Source organism: Cupriavidus sp., assembly GCF_057315035.1.
Genome location: NZ_DBHKYV010000024.1, coordinates 55,711 through 76,943, shown reverse-complemented (window position 1 = coordinate 76,943; position 21,233 = coordinate 55,711). Strand labels below are relative to the sequence as shown.

The window sequence follows — 21,233 nt, the reverse complement described above, 5'->3', positions numbered from 1 at the left end:
GCGATGCACTACCAACGGGCAGTGCATCGCAGATGCGGCCGCACGCGCGAGGAGGCACGCGCGGCCGCCATTCGCCAAAATCACAATAACTGAAGGAGACAGGCATGACCAAGTTGCGTCCGCTGGTAACCGGTATGGCTGCAGTTGTTGCACTGGGTTCCGCATTGGCTTCGGGAGTGGCGGCAGCCGACACGGTGAAGATCGCCTTCATCGATCCGCTGTCGGGGCTGATGGCCCCGGTGGGGCAGAACCAGCTCAAGAGCTGGCAATACGTGGCCGATGTGGCCAACCAGAAGAATTGGGCCGGCGCGCACAAGTTCGAGGTGGTGGGTTTCGACAACAAGCTCAGCCCGCAGGAAAGCCTGACCATCCTCAAGCAGGCGGTGGACCAGAATATCCGCTACATCGTGCAGGGCAATGGCTCGTCGGTCGGCCTGGCGCTGGAAGATGCGGTGGCCAAGCACAACGAGCGCAATCCGGGCAAGGAGATCGTCTACCTGAACTATGCGGCGGTGGACCCGGACATGACCAACAGCAAGTGCAACTACTGGCATTTCCGGCTCGACGCGAACTCGGACATGAAGATGGAGGCCCTGACCACCTACCTGGCCAAGGATCCCAACGTCAAGAAGGTCTACCTGATCAACCAGAATTACTCGTTCGGCCACCAGGTGGCTCGCGCGGCCAAGGACTACCTGAAGCGCAAGCGGCCCGATATCCAGATCGTGGGCGAGGACCTGCATCCGCTGGCGCAGGTCAAGGACTTCGCCCCTTATGCGGCCAAGATCAAGGCGTCGGGCGCCGATACGGTGATCAGCGGCAACTGGGGCAGTGACCTGGCGCTACTGATCAAGGCGGGCAAGGATGCCAGCCTGCCGGTCAACTATTACACCTACTACGCTGCCACCACCGGGGTGCCGACGGCCATGGGCGCGGCCGGTGCCGAGCACGTCAAGTACGTGGGTTACTACAACCCGAACAATCCGGGCTTCAAGGGTGGGGACATCGTCGAAGGCTACAAGAAGAAGTACAACGACGATTTCTACGTAATGGCTTCGTATACCGGTATCGCCATGCTGGCCAAGGCCATCAAGGACTCGGGTTCGACGGACCCGGTCAAGGTAGCCAAGGCACTGGAAGGCATCAAGGTGGAGAGCATGAACGGCACCGTCGAGATGCGCAACACCGACCACCAGGCCCAGCAACCGCTGGTGGTGGCCACCTGGACCAAGGTCAACGGCAAGGACATCAAGTTCGACCAGGAAAACACCGGCTATGGCTGGAAGTCCAATGCGGTGCTGGACCAGTTCGTGGCCGCGCAGCCCACGTCGTGCCAGATGAAGCGGCCTAACTGAGCATGGCTGCACTGGGCATGATCGGGTAGGCAGGAAAGGGTTCCCGCCAGCGCGGGAACCCCGGACAATATGGCTTTTGCCGGGCCAGGCCCCGGCTCCGGGAACAGGCCCTGAGGACTTGCCGTGGAATTCTTTGTCATCTCGCTACTGAACGGCATCAGTTACGGACTGCTGCTGTTCATGCTGTCATCGGGGCTCACGCTGATCTTCAGCATGATGGGCGTGCTCAATTTCGCGCACGCCAGCTTCTACATGCTCGGCGCGTACTTTGCCTACACCCTTGCTTCCAAATTCGGCTTCTGGCCTGCGCTGATCCTGGCGCCATTGCTGGTGGCTGGCGCGGGAGCGCTGGTGGAGCGCTTTGGCCTGCGTACCGTCCACAAGTATGGCCACGTAGCCGAACTGCTATTCACGTTTGGGCTCGCCTATCTGATCGAGGAGGGCGTCAAGCTCGTGTGGGGCCTGGCGGCGGTGCCGTACCGGATTCCGGCGGAACTCGACGGGCCGTTGTTCACCGTGTTCACCTCATCGTTCCCGAAATATCGCGCATTCATGATGCTGGTGTCGCTGGGCATGCTGGTGGCGATCTACCTGGTGCTGACGCGCACGCGCATCGGCCTCGTCATTCAGGCTGCGCTGACCCACCCGGAAATGGTCGAGGCGCTGGGCCACAACGTGCCGCGCGTATTCATGCTGGTGTTCGGCGGTGGTGCCGCGCTGGCCGGGCTGGCCGGCGTGATTGGCGGCAATGCGTTTATTACCGAGCCATCGATGGCGGCGGCGGTCGGGTCGATTGTCTTCGTGGTGGCGGTGGTTGGCGGCATGGGGTCGCTGGTCGGCGCGTTCGTGGCCTCGATCCTGATTGGCGTGCTGCAGACCTTTGCGGTCACCATCGACGCATCGTTGGCTGGCCTGTTCAACAGTTTCGGCCTGATGGTCAGCGATGCCACGCCGTTCAGTTCGGTATGGAAGCTCACCGTGGCGCAGGTGGCGCCGGTGCTGCCGTACCTGCTGCTGGTGGTGATGCTGATTTTCCGCCCGCGCGGGCTCATGGGCACCCGGGAGAGCTGAGCGATGGAGTCGACGACGATGCAACAAAGCTCGGGACCGGTCGTGACGGGCCGAACGCTGCGCTACAGCCCGCTGAACCTGGCGCGGTGGATCATCTGGAGCACCACGGCATTGCTGATGCTGGTGATGCCGATGATCTTTACCGGCGGCTTTGCGGTCACGCTGATGTCGCAGATGGGCATCATGATCATTTTCGCGCTGTCCTACAACATGCTGCTGGGCCAGACCGGCATGTTGTCGTTCGGGCATGCCGTATATGCGGGCCTGGGCGCCTTTATCGCCGTGCACGTGCTGAACATGGTCGGGGCGGGCAAGGTGTGGCTGCCGGTGTCGATGCTGCCGCTGGTGGGCGGGCTGGCGGGGGCGTTCTTTGGCGTGCTGTTCGGCTATGTGACCACGAAGAAGTCGGGAACCACGTTCGCGATGATCACGATGGGCATCGGCGAGATGGTCTTCGCAAGCTCGCTGATGTTCCCTGATTTCTTCGGCGGCGAGGGTGGCATCTCGACCAACCGCGTGGTGGGTGACCCGTTCCTTGGCATCACGTTCGGTCCCGGCCGGCAGGTCTACTACCTGATCGCGATCTGGTGCTTCCTGTCGATGGTGGCCATGTATGCGTGGACGCAGACGCCGCTGGGCCGCATTGCCAACGCCGTGCGCGACAACCCCGAACGCGTGGAATTCATCGGCTACAACACGCAGCGCGTGCGCTATCTGGTGCTGATCCTCTCGGCGTTCTTTGCCGGTATCGCGGGCGCGCTGTCGGCCATCAACTTCGAGATCGTCTCGGCGGAAAACGTCAGCGCGGTGCGTTCGGGCGGCGTACTGCTGGCGGCGTTCATCGGTGGCGCGGGCGTGTTCTTCGGGCCCGTGATCGGTGCGATCGTCTTTACGCTGTTCGCAGTGGCACTGTCCGATCTCACCAAGGCGTGGCTGCTCTACCTGGGACTGTTCTTCGTGATGATGGTGATGTTCGTGCCGGGCGGTATTGCCAGCCTGTTGCTGATGCAACTGCCGCTGGTAGCAAAGAAGAAGCTGGGGCGCATGCTGCCGTCGTACGCACAGGCCGGCATGGCGGGCCTGGTACTGCTGGCCGCGATGATCCTGACGGTCGAGATGGTCTACAAGGTACAGGTCGATAGCGCCAATGGCACCGGCATGACGCTGCTGGGCATCGGCTTCGACGCCGGCACGCTGCCGCCGTGGGTCGTGGCGGCAGTCTTGTGGGCGCTGGGCTATGCCGCGTGGCGCTGGGCTGGCGGCAAGGTCCGTGCGGAACTGGACGCGATCCAGGCGGAAGCGGGAGGACTGGCATGACGGCCGCACTGGAACTTTCGGATGTCCGCAAACGGTTCGGGCAGACCGAGATCATTCGCGGTGTGACGCTTTCGATTGGCAAGGGCGAGCGTCACGCGCTGATCGGCCCCAATGGCGCGGGCAAGTCGACCACTTTCAACCTGATCTCGGGCCGCTTTTCACCGACATCGGGCACGGTGAAGCTCAATGGGCAAAGCATTGCAGGCTTGCAGCCCTTCGAGATCAACCGGCTGGGTCTGTCGCGCAGCTTCCAGATCACCAATATCTTTCATCGGCTATCGGTGTTCGAGAACCTGCGTTGTGCCGTGCTCTGGTCGCTGGGGTACAAGTACTCGTTCTGGCACCGGCTGGCAGGGTTGCGCGATGCAAAGGAGCGCGCCGACGAAGTGCTGGAACTGATCGGCATGCAGCATCGGCGCAATACGCAGGCGGGCCTGTTGACCTATGCCGAGCAGCGCGCGCTGGAAATCGGCATCACGATTGCCGGAGGTGCCGAGGTGATCCTGCTGGACGAGCCTACCGCCGGCATGAGCCGCTCGGAATCGGACCATGCGGTAGAGCTGATCCGCAAGGTCACGGTGGGCAAGACGCTGGTGATGGTGGAGCACGACATGAGCGTGGTATTTGGCCTGGCCGACCGTATCTCGGTGCTGGTCTATGGTGAGGTGATCGCCACCGACACCCCCGAGGCGATTCGCAACAACCGCCGCGTCAAGGAGGCCTACCTGGGCACCACGCTCGACGAGCCCGAGCTGGAAGGAGCGCACGGATGAGCAAGCCCATGCTGGAAGTCGCCGGCCTGCATGCCTACTATGGCAAGAGCCATATCCTGCATGGCGTGGATGCCCATATCGACGAGGGCGAGATCGTGGCGCTGCTGGGCCGCAATGGCGTGGGACGCTCGACCATGGCCAAGGCCATCCTGGGCATGGTCAAGGCCGAAGGTTCGGTGAAGTTCCGCGGAGAGGAAATCCTGGGACGCCGCACGTTCGAGATTGCCCATGCCGGGATCGGCTACGTCCCCGAGAACCGCGACATCTTCCCGACGCTGACCGTACGCCAGAACCTGTTGCTCGGCGAAAAGCGCAACCCGCGCCAGCAGAAGCCGCGCTGGAGCGTGGAGGACATGTATCGCATGTTCCCGCGCCTCAAGGAACGCGAGAATACATCCGCGGGCGTGCTGTCGGGTGGCGAGCAGCAGATGCTGACGCTATGCCGCACGCTGATGGGCGACCCCGACCTGATCCTGATCGACGAACCCACCGAGGGACTGGCGCCGATGATCGTGACGCTGGTCGGAGATTTCCTGAAGACGCTCAAGGAGCGCGGCGTGTCCGTGCTGCTGATCGAGCAGAAGCTGGCCATCGCGCTCGATATCTCGCAGCGGGTCTACGTGATGGGGCATGGGCATATCGTGTTCGAGGGATCGCCGACGGATCTCAAGGCCAATGTGCAGATCCGCAAGGAGTGGCTGGAGGTCTGACCGCCAGTCACGCGCTCGCGCTCGCGCTCGATTTCCGGCCCTTGCGCCGGAAACTTTCACACTTTCGCAGGAGTCGGTTGCCATTGCGCGACGACTCCTGCCGCGTCCTGCAGATTTAACACATTGACACTTGGCGCCTGCCGCCACCGGGCCTAGCATCGGTTGCATTGTCGAAGTGCCTCAGCGTTGTGCTGAGCGCGGTATATCGATGCAACCCATGTCAACGCGCCATGCACGATGTCATCGAACTTTTCGGCTGGTTTGTCTTCAACGTCGCGATACCTTTGTTCGCGCCGTTCGCGCTGCTGCCATTGGTGCTACTCTCGCATCCCGTTTGTTCCTGTCGCGAGAGCATTTTCCGACTAGCGGTCAAGGATGGACAATTGCTATGGGCGGTCATTCCGATGAGCGCAGGCGGCTGCTACATGCTGGCATCGGCGCTTGACGTGCCGGGAGCATACCTGCAAGGCATGTGGGTGATGTTGGCCTTGCACGTCATATTGATCGTGGCTGCGTCCGTACTCGTCACGATTGCCACCACGAATGCGTATTGGTACACCGCGCAGAGGCAATCACGACGTGGGCCCACGACCCGTATTCCACTTGTATCGACCGTTGTGTCGCTAGCAAGTGGCGGTCTCCATTTCGTTGGGTACGTTTGGCTGGTGCGCCCGATCGCGGCAACCTGAATCGTTTGCTGGAAATTCCCATCACTCACAGGAATCAACAGGGATCAACATGAAGAAACTTGCTGTCGCCTTCGTCAACAACCTTGACCTGGTTGAGAGGGTCATGGAGCGCATAGTGTTCGGGATTGGAATCTGCGCAGCCATAGTGGCCGTCTGGCTAACCTATGGCGGCATCACGGGAAAGTTGGGCTAATGCGGATGCGGAGACTGCCAGCAGCGGGGGCAGCGGGGCAGTCACCCCTTCTTTACCAGATCAAATGGCATATCCTCATAGGCAATGATCCGTGTCTTGCGCACGATCCGGTAGCCAAGCCACAGTGCCAGGAATACCGGCACACCGATATAGGTGGCCACGATTTCATGCCAGCGGCCCGGAATGTCGGTAAAGGCCTGGTAGTTCTGCCCGGCCACGATCACCAGGCAAAGCACGCCGGCGAAGATCGGGCCGAACGGGTAGAGCGGCGAGCGGTAAGCCAGGTCGGTGACCTTGTAGCCCTGCGCGATCAGCCCCTTGCGGAAGCGGTAGTGGCTGATGGCGATGCCGAACCAGGCAAAGAAGCCCGTCATGGCCGAGGTGTTCAGCAGCCAGAGGTAGACCGCCTTGTCGCCGAATAGCGAACTGAAGAAGCAGAGGGCGCCGATTGCCGTGGTGACGAGCAGCGCGTTGAACGGTACGCCGTTGCGCGTCAGCTTGCCGAGCGCCCTTGGCGCGCGTCCGCTCACGGCCAGGCCGTAGAGGATACGCGTCGATACATACATGCTCGACGTGCCGGCCGACAGCAGCGCGGTCAGCACCACGGCGTTCATAAGGCCCGCGGCGAACGCCAGGCCGGCGTGGCGGAACACCAGCGCGAACGGACTCACGCCAACGTCGGTCACGTCATTGCGCAGCAGGCTCGGATCGGTATAGGGGATCAGCACGCCGATGATCAGGATGGCCACGACGTAGAACAGCAGGATGCGCCAGAAGGTCTGGCGAATCGCGCGCGGGATCGTGCGAGCAGGTTCGGTCGCTTCGCCCGCGGCCACACCGACGGTCTCGGTGCCCTGGAACGAGAAGCCTGCAATCATCGCCACCGCGAACATGCCGGGCAGGCCGCCAACGAACGGGGCTTCGCCAATCGTGAAGTTGTGCCAGCCCGATTGCGGGCCACCCTTGAGGATGCCAAAGATCATCAGCACGCCGACGCCGAGGAACACGATGACCGTAATGACCTTGATCAATGCAAACCAGTATTCGGCTTCGCCGAAGCCGCGCACCGAGAAGGCGTTGAGCGCGAACATCAGGGTCAGGAATGCCGCGCTCCAGTACATGCCAGGCACGCCGGGGAACCAGTACTGCATCACCAGTTGCGCGGCGGTCAGTTCCACGGCGATCGTCACGGCCAGGCTGAACCAGTAGTTCCAGCCCAGCGCAAAGCCAAAGCCTTCTTCGACGTAGAGCGCGCTATAGGTGACGAACGACCCGGCCACGGGCATATGCACGGCCAGCTCGCCGAGGCTGGTCATCAGGCAATAGACCATCAGGCCGATCAGGCAGTAGGCCAGCAGTGCACCACCGGGACCCGACTGGGCGATCGATGCGCCCGAGGCGACGAACAGGCCGGTGCCAATGGCACCGCCCAGGGCAATCATGGTGAGATGGCGCGCCTTGAGCTTGCGGTGCAGGTCGTCGTGCTCGACCACCGGATGCTGATGGGCGTGTTGATGGGGGTGCTGATGAGGATGCGGTTGGGTAGACATCAGGGTGGCTGAGATCGTTGGGACGGTCGCCTGCATGGATAAGCCTTGTGGGCCGAAGGAGCCGGCATCCTCCCGAAAAACGAAAGGCGCGAGTCTACCGTGTCTTTTTTAGTGGATTGGAGGCCGGCGTCAAATAAATACGTGTGTCATCGCAGATTGTTAAGACAAGTGATGCAGGCGGCATAAGCGGACGTTTCCGGCGGGTGGGTTTACGGGTTCCTACTTAGGGAATCCAACCCCGCACAGGCTCAACATGAACGGGGGAAAAAGCTCGCATGAAGGCCGCGCATGACGCGACCGCCATGGCTGAAAAATGAAATTGAACGACCGTGCTATTTTGTGTATGCTTGTTCCGCTTTCAGGCCACATGGCTTGTGGCGCAAGGGATTGCGGGGCATGAATCGGCTTGGTCGATGAATCGGTCGACAAATCCACCCGCAGTCCTGGCAGTACCAAAATTCGAGAATTCGAATCCCGAGACAACCCATGAGCCGCTAAAACAACCAGGGCTCGCAATCACCAAAGGAACCGTATGACAGCGCAGTATCAGGTTCAGGACGGCGTAGCCGTCATCACGCTCGACAATCCCCCCGTCAACGGGCTCGGTCACAGTACCCGCCTGGGCATCGTCGAAGGCTTGACCCGTGCGCTGGACGATGCTGCCGTCAAGGCCGTCGTCATTACCGGTGCTGGCAAGGCGTTCTCGGGCGGCGCCGATATCCGTGAATTCAATACTCCCAAGGCCACGCAGGAACCCACGCTGCATTCGGTGATCCGTGCGCTGGAAGCGTCGACCAAGCCGGTCGTGGCCGGCATCCATTCCGTCGCCATGGGTGGCGGCCTGGAACTGGCCCTGGGCTGTAACTACCGCGTGGCCGCCAAGGGCGCCCAGATCGCGCTGCCCGAAGTCAAGCTGGGCCTGCTGCCCGGCGCCGGTGGCACGCAACGCCTGCCGCGCCTGGTTGGCCTGGAGCATGCGCTGAACATGATCGTGTCCGGCACGGCCATTCCTTCGGAAAAATTTGCCGGCTCGAAGCTGTTCGACGAGATCGTCGACGGCGACGTGCTGCCTGCCGCGGTCAAGTTCGCCCAGAACGTTGCCGCCGCTCCCGGACCGTACCCGAAGGTGCGTGACCTCAAGGTGCGTCACGAAAATGCCGAAGGCTTCCTGGCCTTTGCCCGCAATACCGTGGCCGCCGTGGCCAAGAATTTCCCGGCGCCGTCGAAGTGCGTGGACGCCGTGGCAGCATCGCTGAAGCCGTTCGAACAAGGCCTGAAGGAAGAGCGCGAAGGCTTCATGTTCCTGGTGGGTACCCCGGAATCGCGCGCGCTGCGCCATGCGTTCTTCGGCGAGCGTGCCGCCAGCAAGATCCCCGACGTGTCCAGCGATACCCCGGTCCGCAAGATCGAGCGCGTCGCGGTGATCGGCGCCGGCACCATGGGCGGCGGCATCACGATGAACTTCCTGAACGCCGGCATCCCGGTGACCATGCTGGAGATGAAGCAGGAAGCGCTGGAACGTGGCGTGGCCACGATCCGCAAGAACTACGAGAACAGCGCCAAGAAGGGCAAGCTGACCCAGGAGAAGGTCGAACAGCGCATGGGCCTGCTGACCCCGACCATGTCCTATGACGAGATCAAGGATGCGGACCTGGTCATCGAGGCCGTGTTCGAGGAAATGGGCGTCAAGGAAACGGTCTTCAAGAAGCTTGACGAAGTGATGAAGGACGGCGCGATCCTGGCCTCCAACACCTCCACGCTCGACGTCAACAAGATTGCGTCGTTCACCAAGCGCCCGCAGGACGTGGTCGGCATGCACTTCTTCAGCCCGGCCAATGTGATGAAGCTGCTGGAAGTGGTGCGCGGCGAGAAGACCGGCAAGGACGTGCTGGCCACCGTCATGCAGATCGGCAAGAAGATCAAGAAGACGGCTGTGGTGTCGGGCGTCTGCGACGGCTTTATCGGCAACCGCATGATCGAGCAGTACAGCCGCCAGGCCGGCTATCTGCTGGATGAAGGTGCGCTGCCGGAGCAGGTGGACCGCGCTATCGAGAAGTTCGGCTTTGCGATGGGTCCGTTCCGCATGGGCGACCTGGCTGGCAACGACATCGGCTGGGCGATCCGCAAGCGCCGCGCCGTGGACAAGCCGGACATCCAGTACTCGAAGACCGCCGACAAGCTCTGCGAACTGGGCCGCTTCGGCCAGAAGACCGGTGCCGGCTGGTACGACTACAAGGCGGGCGACCGCAAGCCGTACCCGAACCAGCAGGTCAACGACATGATTGTCGAGCATTCGAAGGAACTCGGTATCACGCGCCGCAAGATCTCCGACGAGGAGATCGTCGAACGCCTGGTGTTCGCGCTGGTCAACGAAGGTGCGAAGATCCTGGAAGAAGGCATTGCCTCGAAGGCGTCGGACATCGACATGGTGTACCTGACCGGCTACGGCTTCCCGCTGTTCCGCGGCGGCCCGATGCTGTACGCGGACCAGGTTGGCCTGTTCAACGTGGCCCAGTCCATGAAGCGCTATGCCAAGGGTTACCACGGCGAAGCGTGGAAGGTGGCCCCGCTGCTGCAGAAGCTGGCCGACGAGGGCAAGGGCTTCAACGGCTAAGACATCACGGCGTGATTGACAAAGGGTAACGGAAGGATAGAGGAATCATGGCCTACGGCGCGCAGGATTGCCTGCTGGTGCTCGACGTGCAATACGACTTCATGCCTGGTGGCGCGCTGGCCGTGCCGCATGGCGACGAAGTCGTGCCCGTGATCAACCGGTTGGCGCAGGCGTTCGAGCACGTGGTGTTGACGCAGGACTGGCATCCGGCCGGGCATGTGTCGTTCGCCACGAGCCATGCCGGCTCCGCGCCGTTCCAGACCACCACGTTGCCGTACGGCGAGCAGGTGCTGTGGCCCGACCACTGCGTGCAGGACACACCAGGTGCCGCGCTTCATGCGGACCTGCACGTGCCCCACGCCCGGTTGCTGATCCGCAAGGGTCACCATGCCGAGGTGGACAGCTACAGCGCATTCCTGGAGGCAGACCGTACGACGAAGACCGGGCTGGCTGGCTACCTGCGCGAGCAGGGTGTCCGGCGCGTGGTCTGCGTGGGTCTGGCGACGGATTACTGCGTGGCCTGGAGCGCGCTCGATGCGCGTGCCGCGGGCTTCGAGGCGGTGGTTGTGGAAGATGCCTGCCGCGCGATCGACCTGGATGGGTCGCTCGCGCTGGCATGGCAGGACCTGGCCGAGGCCGGGGTCCGGCGCATGACCTCCGACGCGGTACTGGCCGAGGGCGGCATCCACAACCCCTGGCTCCCTGAGTCCTGAACCCTGACGTTCACGCCAAACATACCGAATACATTCTCGCAAGAGACATCAAGATACCGAGGAGCAACACATGAACGAGGCAGTCATCGTATCCACGGCCCGCACCGGGCTGGCCAAGAGCTGGAAGGGCGCTTTCAACATGACCCATGGCGCGACGCTCGGCGGCCACGCCGTCCAGCACGCCATCGCGCGCGCGAAGATCGAAGCGGGCGAAGTGGAAGACGTACTGATGGGCTGTGCCAACCCTGAAGGTGCCACCGGCGCCAACATCGCACGCCAGATCGCGCTGCGCGCCGGTTGCCCGGTGACCGTTCCCGGCGCCACCGTGAACCGCTTCTGCTCGTCGGGCCTGCAGACCATCGCCATGGCCGCGCAACGCGTGATCGCCGACGAAGGCGACATCTTCGTGGCCGGTGGCGTGGAGTCGATCTCGTGCGTGCAGCAAGAGACCAACCGCCACATGATCCAGGAAAGCTGGCTGACCAAGAACAAGCCGGAAATCTATTGGAGCATGCTGCAGACCGCCGAGAACGTGGCCAAGCGCTACAACATCTCGAAGGACCGCCAGGACGAGTACGGCGTGCAGAGCCAGTTGCGCGCTGCCGCGGCACAGGAAGCCGGCAAGTTCAAGGACGAGATCGTGGCGATGACGGTGCTCGCCGGCGTGGCCGACAAGGCCACTGGCCAGCTGATGACCAAGGAAGTCACGATCGACGCCGACGAGGGTATTCGCGCCGACACCACGCTGGAAGGTGTGTCGAAGATCCGCACCGCAATGCCCGGCGGCGTGATCACTGCCGGCAATGCGTCGCAGTTCTCGGACGGCGCGTCGGCTGCGGTGGTGATGAATGCACGCGTGGCGGCGGCCAAGGGCCTGCAGCCGCTGGGCGTGTTCCGCGGCTTTGCCGTGGCCGGCTGCGAACCCGATGAGATGGGTATCGGTCCGGTGTTCGCGGTGCCGAAGCTGCTGAAGAAGGCCGGTCTGAAGGTTGATGACATCGGCCTGTGGGAACTTAACGAGGCGTTTGCCGTGCAGGTGCTGTACTGCGCCGACAAGCTCGGCATCCCGATGGACCGTCTGAACGTCAACGGCGGCGCCATCGCGGTGGGCCACCCGTACGGCGTGTCGGGCGCGCGTCTGGTTGGCCACGCGCTGATCGAAGGCAAGCGCCGTGGCGTCAAGTACGTGGTGGTGACGATGTGCATCGGCGGCGGCCAGGGTGCCGCCGGCCTGTTCGAAGTGCTGTAAGGCGCGTCGTCTGCTGACTGTTGATGTTGTCTCCCCTCTCCCATGAAATGGGAGAGGGGCCGGGGGAGAGGGCAGGCGCCTCACAATGCGACTTGTCGCCAATTGAACTGCTGACCCTCTCCCCCAACCCCTCTCCCGCGTGCGGGAGAGGGGAGCTTTCCTATCGCTTACCGAAGGCCAAGCCTGCCCTTCGTTTCAGCCCGGAGCCTCGTATTCCATGTCGCTGATTCTTTCCCGTCGTGATCTTAATTTCGTACTGTACGAATGGCTCAATGCCGAGACACTGACCCAGATTCCCCGTTTTGCAGACCATTCGCGCGAGACGTTCGACGCCGCGCTCGACACCTGCGAGAAAATCGCCACCGACCTGTTCGCGCCGCATAACAAGAAGAGCGACGCGCACGAGCCGCATTTCGATGGCGAGACCGTCACGATCATTCCGGAGGTCAAGGCTGCGCTGAAGGCATTCTGCGAGGCTGGCCTGATGGCCGCGGGCCAGGACTACGAATATGGCGGCATGCAACTGCCCGTCACGCTGGAAAAGGCCGCGTTCGCATATTTCAAGGCGGCCAATGTCGGCACGAGTTCCTACCCGTTCCTGACCATCGGCAATTCGAACCTGCTGCTGACGCACGGCACGCCGGCGCAGATCGACACGTTCGTGCGTCCCGAACTGGAAGGGCGCTTCTTTGGCACCATGTGCCTGTCCGAGCCACAGGCCGGATCGTCGCTGTCGGACATCACCACGCGCGCCGACTACGAAGGCGAATCGCCGCTAGGCGCGCAGTATCGGCTGCGTGGCAACAAGATGTGGATCTCGGCGGGCGAGCACGAACTGTCCGACAATATCGTCCACCTCGTACTGGCCAAGATCCCGGGGCCCGATGGCAAGCTGATTCCGGGCGTGAAGGGTATCTCGCTGTTCATCGTGCCGAAATACCTCGTCAACGACGATGGTTCGTGCGGCGAGCACAATGACGTGGTGCTGGCCGGCCTGAATCACAAGATGGGCTATCGCGGCACCACGAACTGCCTGCTGAACTTTGGCGAAGGCATGAAGTATCGGCCGCAAGGCAAGGCCGGCGCCATTGGCTATCTGGTCGGCGAGCCGCACAAGGGCCTGTCCTGCATGTTCCACATGATGAACGAGGCTCGCATTGGCGTGGGCCTCGGCGCGGTGGCGCTCGGGTATACCGGCTATCTGCATGCGCTGGACTACGCGCGCAACCGTCCGCAAGGGCGTCCGGTCGGCCCGCAGGGCAAGGACCCGGCCACGCCGCAGGTCAAGCTGGTCGAGCACGCCGATGTGCGCCGTATGTTGCTGGCACAGAAGAGCTATGTCGAAGGCGGCCTGGCGCTGAACCTGTACTGCGCGCGGCTGGTGGACGACGAGCACGCGGCCAGGGCGGCTGGCGATGCGGACCGGCAGCGTGAGCTGTCGCTGTTGCTCGACATCCTGACGCCGATCGCCAAGAGCTGGCCGTCGCAATGGTGCCTGGAAGCCAACAGCCTGGCCATCCAGGTACATGGCGGCTACGGCTACACGCGTGAATACAACGTCGAGCAGTTCTACCGCGACAACCGCCTGAATCCGATCCACGAAGGCACGCACGGCATCCAGGGCCTGGACCTGCTGGGCCGCAAGGTCGTGATGCAGGACGGCGCGGCATTCCAGAACGTGGGCAAGCGCGTGCAGGCCACCTGCGCGCAGGCCGTTGCCAGTGGCGACAAGGTGCTTGCCGAACAGGCCCGCGCGCTCGGCGCGGCGGCGGCGCGGCTGGCCGAGGTCACCCGCACGCTCTGGTCGGCTGGCGATCCGAACGTGACGCTGGCCAATGCTTCGGTCTACCTGGAGGCGTTCGGCCATGTCGTGGTGGCGTGGATCTGGCTGGAGCAGGCGCTGGTGGCGCAGGCGGCGCTGGGTACGGCCAAGGGCGAGGATGCCGATTTCTATCGCGGCAAGCTGGCCGCGGCAGCGTACTTCTTCCGCTTTGAATTGCCGAAGATCTATCCGCAGCTCGATCTGCTCGCATCGCTGGACCGCACCACGCTCGACATGCAGGACGCCTGGTTCTGACCGGTCGGCCCGAATACAAGATAACGGAGACAATATGCATACCATCCAGCAACTGTTCGACCTCAAGGGTCGCACCGCGCTGATCACGGGCGGTTCGCGCGGGCTGGGCCTGCAGATCGCCGAGGCGCTGGGCGAGCAGGGCGCCCGCGTGGTGCTGTCGGCGCGCAAGGCCGACGAACTGGAATCGGCGCAGGCCCACCTCAAGGCGCGCGGTATCGAGGCGCAGTGGATTGCCGCCGATGGATCGCGCGACGACGAGATCGCACGGCTTGCCGATGAAACGCTGGCCACGCTCGGACACGTGGATATCCTCGTCAACAATGCGGGCGCCACGTGGGGTGCACCGGCCGAGGACCATCCGATCGAGGCCTGGGACAAGGTCATGAACCTGAATATCCGCGGGCTGTTCCTGCTGTCGCAGAAGATCGGCAAGCTGTCGATGATCCCGCGCCGCCATGGCCGCATCATCAATGTGGCGTCCATCGCGGGCCTGGCCGGCAACCCGCCGGGGTCGATGGAAACGATCGCGTACAACACGTCGAAAGGTGCCGTGATCAATTTCACGCGCACGCTGGCCGCCGAATGGGGCGAGCACAATATCACCGTCAATGCGCTGGCCCCGGGTTTTTTCCCGTCGAAGATGACCAAGGGTTCGCTGGACCGGCTCGGCGTGGACAAGATGTGCGAAGGCGTGCCGTTGCGCCGGCTGGGCGACGACGAAGACCTCAAGGGCGCCGCGCTGCTGTTCGCGTCCGACGCCGGCAAGCACATCACGGGGCAGGTGCTGGCCGTTGACGGAGGCGTCAGCGCGGTTTGAACCTGCTGAAGGCATAGGCATAATGCAGGCCACCAGATTCCAGGCGCCCCAATCATGACCCAACGTCAACTCCAAATCCCTTTTCTCGCCGATCTTGGCGTGATGTGCAACTACATGGAAGGCGGCCGCAGCGAGATCGAGCTCGATCTGCAGCAGCGGCACCAGAACAGCTGGGACATGGCGCACGGCGGCGTGATCATGACGCTGCTCGACGTGGCCATGGCCATTGCGGGCCGCTCATCCGATAGCGACGGCCGAGGCGTGGTCACCATCGAGATGAAGACCAGCTTCATGGCGCCGGGGCGCGGCAAGCTGACCGCGCGCGGGCAGACCGTGCATCGTACGTCGACGATGGTGTTCTGCGAGGGCGAGATCGTCGATGCCGACGGCAAGATCGTTTCCCGGGCGTCCGGCACTTTCAAGTACATCAAGCGCATGCCGCCCAAGCGGGACACCGGCGCGGCCGATTCGGGCGCGGACGGCTGATCCCGTCGCGCCTCTCATTCCATAGTCCTATCTGCAACGAGCGAAGGAACCGAATATGTCGAAGCAAACCTACAAGCGCATCGTCCTGGCCTCGCGCCCCACGGCAGCCGTGACCCCTGAAAACTTCCGCCTCGAGGAAGTGGCTATCCCCGAGCTGGCCGAAGGGCAGGTGATGGTGCGCAACCATTTCCTGTCGCTGGACCCGTATATGCGCGGACGCATGGGTGAAGGCAAGTCGTACGCCGATCCCCAGCCGCTGAACGAAGTGATGATCGGCGGCACCGTGGGTGAAGTCATCGCCAGCAAGAATCCGAAATGGAATGTGGGCGACAAGGTCGTCGGCATGTTCGGCTGGCAGGAAATCGGCGTGACCGACGGCAGCGGCATGCAGAAGGTCGACACCACCCATATTCCGCTGTCGGCCTACCTCGGCTCGGTGGGCATGCCCGGCGTGACGGCCTGGTACGGCCTGAACAAGATCATTGCGCCCAAGGCCGGCGAGACCATCGTGGTCAGCGCGGCATCGGGTGCGGTGGGGAGCGTGGTTGGCCAGTTGGCCAAGCTGGCAGGCTGCTACGTGGTGGGCGTGGCCGGCGGCAAGGACAAGTGCGACTACGTGACCAATGAACTGGGCTTCGACGCTTGCGTCGACTACAAGGCGGCCAAGGACGCGAAGGAACTGTACGCGATGGTCAAGGCGGTGACGCCGAAGGGCGTCGACGGCTACTTCGAGAACGTGGGTGGCGATATCCTCGATGTGGTGCTGTCGCGCCTGAATCCGTTCGCGCGCATCGCCGTATGCGGCCTGATCGCGGGCTATGACGGCCAGGACATGCCGCTGCGCAACCCGCGCGCCATCCTGGTATCGCGCTGCAAGATCGAGGGCTTCATCGTGTCCGAGCACATGGACGTCTGGCCGCAGGCGCTCAGGGAACTGGGCGGCTACGTTGCGCAGGGCAAGCTCAAGTTCCGCGAGAGCGTGGCCGAAGGCCTGGCCGGTGCGCCCGAAGCATTCATGGGCCTGCTCAAGGGCAAGAACTTCGGCAAGCAGCTCGTGAAACTCGTGTAACGACCGACGGGGGCCCCACGCCCCCCATCCCCACAAAAGAAGAAAGAAGAGAACAGGAGACAGTCATGAACGCACCTCAATCCCCGGCGGACAACGATGACATGGCTGCTGGCCTGTCCGAAGAGGTCAAGGCCCGCTACCGCAATTTGCCGCGTCCGCCGAAGTTCGATACGCCGGCACAGGAGCGGCTGCATCGCAAGCAGCGGCTGGCGGCGGCGTTCCGGCTGTTCTCCAAGTTCGGTTTCGACGAGGGCGTGGCCGGCCATATCACGGCCCGCGACCCCGAGTTCACCGACACATTCTGGGTCAATCCGTTTGGCGTCCATTTCAGCCAGGTCAAGACGTCGAACCTGATCCGTTGCGACCATCATGGCAATGTGGTGGAGGGCGATTATCCGGTTAACGCGGCCGCGTTTGCGATCCATTCGCGGGTCCACCAGACCCGTGGCGATGCCGTGGCCGCGGCCCATTCGCACAGCACGTACGGTCGCGCATGGTCCACGCTGGGCCGCAAGCTGGACCCACTGACGCAGGATGTCTGCGCGTTCTACGACGACCATGCACTCTATGACGACTTTGGCGGCGTGGTGGTGGAACTCGACGAAGGGCAGCGCATTGCCGATGCGCTGGGTGCCAACAAGGCCGCGATCCTGCAGAACCATGGCTTGCTGACCGTCGGCAAGACCGTGGACGAGGCCGCATGGTGGTTCATCACGATGGAGCGTTCTTGCCAGGTGCAGATCCTGGCGGAATCGGCGGCTGCGCGTACCGGCCAGGCGCCGAAAACCATCGGCGACGCGGCCGCGCGGCAGGCCTATTCAATCGTGGGCACCGCGCAGGCTGGCTGGTTCCAGTTCCAGCCGCTTTATGCACGAATCGTTAAAGAACAGCCGGATCTGCTCGATTAAGGAAGGGTTGATCCTTTTCTGAGAGGCAAGCATGCCCGACATCATCCTTCATCAATACGCAACCTCACCGTTTTCAGAGAAAGTACGGCTTGTGCTGGGCGCCAAGGGCCTGTCCTGGTGCGCGGTGGAAATTCCGCCGATCATGCCCAAGCCCGATGTCACGGCGCTGACCGGCGGCTATCGGCGTACGCCGGTGATGCAGATTGGTGCCGATATCTACTGCGATACGGCACTGATCTGCGACGTTCTCGATCGGCTGGCGCCAAATCCGCCGCTGTACCCGGCCATGCAGTCGGCGCAGGCCCGGCTGATGGCCGCGTGGATCGACAGCGCGTTGTTTACGGCAACGGTCACGTATACGATGCAGCCGGCCGGCGTACAGACCATGCTGGCACATCTGTCGCCGGGCCAGATCCAGGCGTTCATGGCAGACCGCAAGGCCATGCGTGGCGATACCAATGCGCTGCGCATGCCGTTGCCCGAAGCCGCGGCAACACTGCATGAAACCTTCGAGCGGCTGCAGCAACAGTTTGCCGCGGGCGTCCAGCATGTGGCGGGGCCCGAACTGTCGGTCGCCGATTTCTCGCTTTTCCATTGCATCTGGTTTATCCGCCGGGCCGCGCCACTTGCTGCGCTGCTCGATGGCTATCCGCTGGTCAAGAGCTGGTTCGCGCGGATGCAGGCCTACGGGCACGGCAAGCTGCGTGTCATTCCATCGGAGTCGGCGATTGCCGATGCCTACAACAACGACCCGCTGCCGCATGATCCGACGATCCTGCCCGGCGGTGGCTTTGCGGCCGGCGATGCGGTAACCGTGACGCCGACCGACTACGCAAAAGACCCTGTGGCCGGCGTGCTGCTGACGCTGACCGAGCACGTGGTCACGATCCGCCGGCAGGATTCGCGTGCCGGCGCGGTCAACGTGCATTTTCCAAGGCAGAACTACCACGTGCAGGCAGCGTAGTTTGGATTTTCTCCCCTCTCCCATGTAGTGGGAGAGGGGAGCCAAAAAGCAAAAACATACAACCGAGGAGACAACCATGAAGCAGTTCGAAGGCAAGGTGGCAGTCATTACCGGTGGCGCATCGGGATTCGGCAAGGAATTCGCGCGCATCGGTGCCCAGCTTGGCATGAAGCTTGTATTGGCCGACGTCCAGGAAGACGTGCTCGACACCACGGTCGCGGAATTCAAGGCGCAGGGCACCCAGGTCATCGGCCTGCGCACCGATGTATCGAAGGCCGAGCAGGTCCAGGCATTGGCCGATGCCGCGATGACCGCCTTCGGCGAGGTCAATCTCGTGTTCAACAACGCGGGCGTGGGTGCCGGTGGACTGCTCTGGGAGAACACCGAGAAAGACTGGGACTGGGTGCTGGGCGTCAACCTGTATGGCGTGGTGCACGGCGTGCGGATCTTCACGCCGCTAATGCTTGAGGCTGCGCGGAAGGACCCGTCGTTCCAGGGCCATATCGTCAATACGGCATCGATGGCCGGCCTGCTGAATCCGCCGGCCATGGGTGTCTACAACGTGTCGAAGCACGCGGTGGTGGCGCTGTCCGAGACGCTGTACCAGGACCTGAGCCTGGTCACCGAACAGGTGCGGTGCTCGGTACTGTGCCCCTACTTCGTGCCAACCGGTATCAGCCAGTCGCAGCGCAACAGGCCGGCTGGCCTGACCAATGATGCACCGCCCACACGTTCGCAGATGGTGTCACAGGCATTGTCGGACAAGGCAGTGAATTCGGGCAAGGTCACGGCCGCCGACGTGGCGCAACTGACGTTCGATGCCATCCGGGACGAAAGCTTCTATATTTATTCCCACCCGCAGGCACTGGTGCCGGTGCAGCATCGCATGGAGGATATTCTCGCGCAACGCAATCCTGGCGATCCGTTTGCCGAGAAGCCCGAAGTCCGCGCCAGCCTGGTTGCCGCACTGCGCGGTTGACCTGGCCACTTTCTTGCATCGTCGACCAGGAGACCAGTGATGGCAGAAATGGCCAGGGAGACCTTGATGACCACACCCGCCGTGATTCACCACCTGCAGTTCGCCAACCTGCCCAACGGCACGCGGCTGCATTACGGCAGTGCGGGCGAGCCGGGCAAGCCGTTGATCCTGTTTGTGCACGGCTTTCCGGAGTTCTGGTACGCGTGGGAACGCCAGCTTGCCGAATTCGGCCATACCCACTTTGCGGTGGCGCCGGACCTGCGTGGCTTCAACCTGTCGAGCAAGCCGAAAGAGGCCGAGGCGTACAGGCCCAAGCACCTGGTCGAGGACCTCGTGCAATTCATTCGAGTGCTTGGCTACGAGCGCTGCACGATCGTGGCGCACGATTGGGGTGGGGCGGTGTGCTGGAACCTTGCCGCGCAGTATCCCGACCTGATTGAGCGCTTCGTCATTATCAATTCGCCGCATCCCTATCTGTTCGCGCGCGCGCTGTCGGCGGACCCGGTGCAGCAGCAGGCGTCGGCATATATGAACTGGCTGCGCAAGCCCGGTGCGGAACAGGCGCTGGCGGCGAATGATTTTGCGTTGCTGGAGAAAATGCTGACTGGCGAAGCCGGAGCCCTGCCGGCCTGGTTCGCCGGCGAGACCCGCGCCAAGTATCACGCGGCGTGGTCGGAGCCCGGCGATGATGGGTCGCACCCGCTGACCGGTGGCTTGAATTACTACCGCGCCACACCAATGCACCCGCCGGCCTCGGGCGAGACTGCGCCGGACATCTCGCGGCTTGACCCGGCAATGTTCGTGATCCGGGTGCCTACGCTGGTGATCTGGGGCGAGAATGACCGGGCGTTGCCGAAGTCGCTGGTCAGTGGACTGGACGAGTTCGTGCCGGACCTGCGGCTGGAGCGGATTCCCGAAGGTACGCACTGGGTCATCCACGAGCAGCCGGAGCGGATCAACCTGTTGATCCACAGTGTGCTGCCCTGAAAAGAAATGGCGCCGCAAGGCGCCATTTCTTTGTCACCGGCCAACCAGCGGCCAGCCGGCGGCCGTCCTTCAGCTCAGCCGCTGGCGATATAGCTTGAAATTCTCATCGTCGAAGCACACGAACGTGACCTGCTCGATGGACGGCGCCTTGGCCAGTGCCTCGCGTACGGCGGCAATGGCGATGTCGACCGCCCGTTCACGCGGAAAGCCGTAGACACCGGTACTGATATTCGGGAATGCCACCGTGCGCAGTTTGTGCTCCCCCGCCAGCCGGATACTGTTGCGATAGGCGCTGGCCAGTAGCGCATCCTCATTCTTTGAGCCACCGTGCCAGACCGGTCCGACCGCGTGTATGACATAGGGGGCCGCCAACAGGCCGCCAGTCGTGATTACCGCTTCGCCGGTGGGGCAGCCGCCTTGCGCATCGTGGATCGCGCGGCACGCGGTCCTGATTGCGGGACCGCCCGCGCCATGAATTGCCCCGTCCACGCCGCCGCCGCCCAGCAGTCCGCTATTGGCTGCGTTGACGATGGCGTCGACTGCCATCCGCGTAATGTCCCCGTGCACAACCTGCAAGTGTTCGCCAGTCATGGTGTCTCCTGTTTGATCGGGCCTGCTGATCCTGCGTCATGCGCTGCATTCCTACCAAGCATAGGCGGCGAACGTGCAGTTCGCAGCATGGCCGGTGATCGCGCAAAAGGTGTAGCAAGAG

The 21,233-nt window shown here is 63.0% G+C and carries 20 protein-coding genes; 18 read left to right on the top strand and 2 right to left on the bottom strand.

What is annotated here, in order from left to right:
• Window positions 1–104 precede the first annotated feature (104 nt).
• The 7 genes from ACO550_RS24900 (at window position 105) to ACO550_RS24870 (ending at window position 6,108) form a co-directional block, all read left to right on the top strand.
• Entirely contained in the window at window positions 105–1,355 is a 1,251-nt protein-coding gene (locus ACO550_RS24900) for an ABC transporter substrate-binding protein (RefSeq protein WP_315596527.1), read from the top strand.
• 123 nt (window positions 1,356–1,478) lie between these two features.
• Window positions 1,479–2,426 carry an ABC transporter permease subunit gene (locus tag ACO550_RS24895; protein ID WP_315596528.1) on the top strand — a complete coding sequence of 316 codons (948 nt, stop codon included), beginning with the start codon at window positions 1,479–1,481 and terminating at the stop codon, window positions 2,424–2,426.
• 3 nt (window positions 2,427–2,429) lie between these two features.
• Complete coding sequence (locus ACO550_RS24890; RefSeq protein ID WP_315596529.1) at window positions 2,430–3,743, top strand: branched-chain amino acid ABC transporter permease; 1,314 nt, start codon at window positions 2,430–2,432, stop codon at window positions 3,741–3,743.
• Complete coding sequence (locus ACO550_RS24885; protein WP_315596530.1) at window positions 3,740–4,516, top strand: ABC transporter ATP-binding protein; 777 nt, start codon at window positions 3,740–3,742, stop codon at window positions 4,514–4,516. The genes ACO550_RS24890 and ACO550_RS24885 overlap by 4 nt, the downstream gene beginning before the upstream one ends.
• Window positions 4,513–5,226: an ATP-binding cassette domain-containing protein gene (locus tag ACO550_RS24880; protein WP_315596531.1), complete on the top strand. Its 714-nt coding sequence runs from the start codon at window positions 4,513–4,515 to the stop codon at window positions 5,224–5,226. The genes ACO550_RS24885 and ACO550_RS24880 overlap by 4 nt, the downstream gene beginning before the upstream one ends.
• Window positions 5,227–5,456: 230 nt before the next feature.
• Window positions 5,457–5,915 carry a hypothetical protein gene (locus ACO550_RS24875; protein ID WP_315596532.1) on the top strand — a complete coding sequence of 153 codons (459 nt, stop codon included), beginning with the start codon at window positions 5,457–5,459 and terminating at the stop codon, window positions 5,913–5,915.
• Window positions 5,916–5,964: 49 nt separating this feature from the next.
• Window positions 5,965–6,108, top strand: coding sequence for a hypothetical protein (locus ACO550_RS24870; RefSeq protein WP_315596533.1), 144 nt, complete (start codon window positions 5,965–5,967; stop codon window positions 6,106–6,108).
• A gap of 41 nt (window positions 6,109–6,149) precedes the next feature.
• Here the strand turns inward: ACO550_RS24870 and ACO550_RS24865 are convergent, their stop codons facing one another.
• A complete protein-coding gene (locus ACO550_RS24865) occupies window positions 6,150–7,658 on the bottom strand; it encodes an amino acid permease (protein ID WP_485994991.1) in 1,509 nt (502 codons plus the stop codon).
• A gap of 532 nt (window positions 7,659–8,190) precedes the next feature.
• Here ACO550_RS24865 and ACO550_RS24860 point away from each other — a divergent pair.
• The 11 genes from ACO550_RS24860 to ACO550_RS24810 all read left to right on the top strand — a co-directional run bounded on the left by ACO550_RS24860 (window position 8,191) and on the right by ACO550_RS24810 (window position 20,521).
• Entirely contained in the window at window positions 8,191–10,272 is a 2,082-nt protein-coding gene (locus ACO550_RS24860; RefSeq protein WP_315596534.1) for a 3-hydroxyacyl-CoA dehydrogenase NAD-binding domain-containing protein, read from the top strand.
• A gap of 47 nt (window positions 10,273–10,319) precedes the next feature.
• Window positions 10,320–10,985, top strand: coding sequence for a bifunctional nicotinamidase/pyrazinamidase (gene pncA, locus ACO550_RS24855; RefSeq protein WP_315596535.1), 666 nt, complete (start codon window positions 10,320–10,322; stop codon window positions 10,983–10,985).
• 70 nt (window positions 10,986–11,055) lie between these two features.
• The gene (locus tag ACO550_RS24850) at window positions 11,056–12,234 is read left to right on the top strand and encodes an acetyl-CoA C-acyltransferase (RefSeq protein WP_315596536.1); all 1,179 of its coding nucleotides are present in this window, start codon (window positions 11,056–11,058) and stop codon (window positions 12,232–12,234) included.
• A 217-nt stretch (window positions 12,235–12,451) separates the two neighbouring features.
• The gene (locus ACO550_RS24845; RefSeq protein WP_315596537.1) at window positions 12,452–14,311 is read left to right on the top strand and encodes an acyl-CoA dehydrogenase C-terminal domain-containing protein; all 1,860 of its coding nucleotides are present in this window, start codon (window positions 12,452–12,454) and stop codon (window positions 14,309–14,311) included.
• Window positions 14,312–14,345: 34 nt separating this feature from the next.
• Window positions 14,346–15,128, top strand: a complete 783-nt coding sequence (locus ACO550_RS24840; RefSeq protein WP_315596538.1) for an SDR family oxidoreductase — start codon at window positions 14,346–14,348, stop codon at window positions 15,126–15,128.
• 54 nt (window positions 15,129–15,182) lie between these two features.
• Entirely contained in the window at window positions 15,183–15,614 is a 432-nt protein-coding gene (locus ACO550_RS24835; RefSeq protein WP_315596539.1) for a hotdog fold thioesterase, read from the top strand.
• Window positions 15,615–15,669: 55 nt separating this feature from the next.
• A complete protein-coding gene (locus tag ACO550_RS24830; RefSeq protein ID WP_315596540.1) occupies window positions 15,670–16,683 on the top strand; it encodes a zinc-binding dehydrogenase in 1,014 nt (337 codons plus the stop codon).
• A gap of 65 nt (window positions 16,684–16,748) precedes the next feature.
• A complete protein-coding gene (locus ACO550_RS24825) occupies window positions 16,749–17,591 on the top strand; it encodes a class II aldolase/adducin family protein (RefSeq protein WP_315596541.1) in 843 nt (280 codons plus the stop codon).
• Window positions 17,592–17,622: 31 nt separating this feature from the next.
• The gene (locus ACO550_RS24820) at window positions 17,623–18,555 is read left to right on the top strand and encodes a glutathione S-transferase N-terminal domain-containing protein (RefSeq protein ID WP_315596542.1); all 933 of its coding nucleotides are present in this window, start codon (window positions 17,623–17,625) and stop codon (window positions 18,553–18,555) included.
• A gap of 76 nt (window positions 18,556–18,631) precedes the next feature.
• Complete coding sequence (locus ACO550_RS24815; RefSeq protein ID WP_315596543.1) at window positions 18,632–19,534, top strand: SDR family NAD(P)-dependent oxidoreductase; 903 nt, start codon at window positions 18,632–18,634, stop codon at window positions 19,532–19,534.
• A gap of 66 nt (window positions 19,535–19,600) precedes the next feature.
• Window positions 19,601–20,521, top strand: a complete 921-nt coding sequence (locus ACO550_RS24810) for an alpha/beta fold hydrolase (protein WP_315596544.1) — start codon at window positions 19,601–19,603, stop codon at window positions 20,519–20,521.
• A gap of 69 nt (window positions 20,522–20,590) precedes the next feature.
• Here ACO550_RS24810 and ACO550_RS24805 read toward each other — a convergent pair whose 3' ends face one another.
• Window positions 20,591–21,112 carry an O-acetyl-ADP-ribose deacetylase gene (locus tag ACO550_RS24805; RefSeq protein WP_315596545.1) on the bottom strand — a complete coding sequence of 174 codons (522 nt, stop codon included), beginning with the start codon at window positions 21,110–21,112 and terminating at the stop codon, window positions 20,591–20,593.
• Window positions 21,113–21,233: the final 121 nt, after the last annotated feature.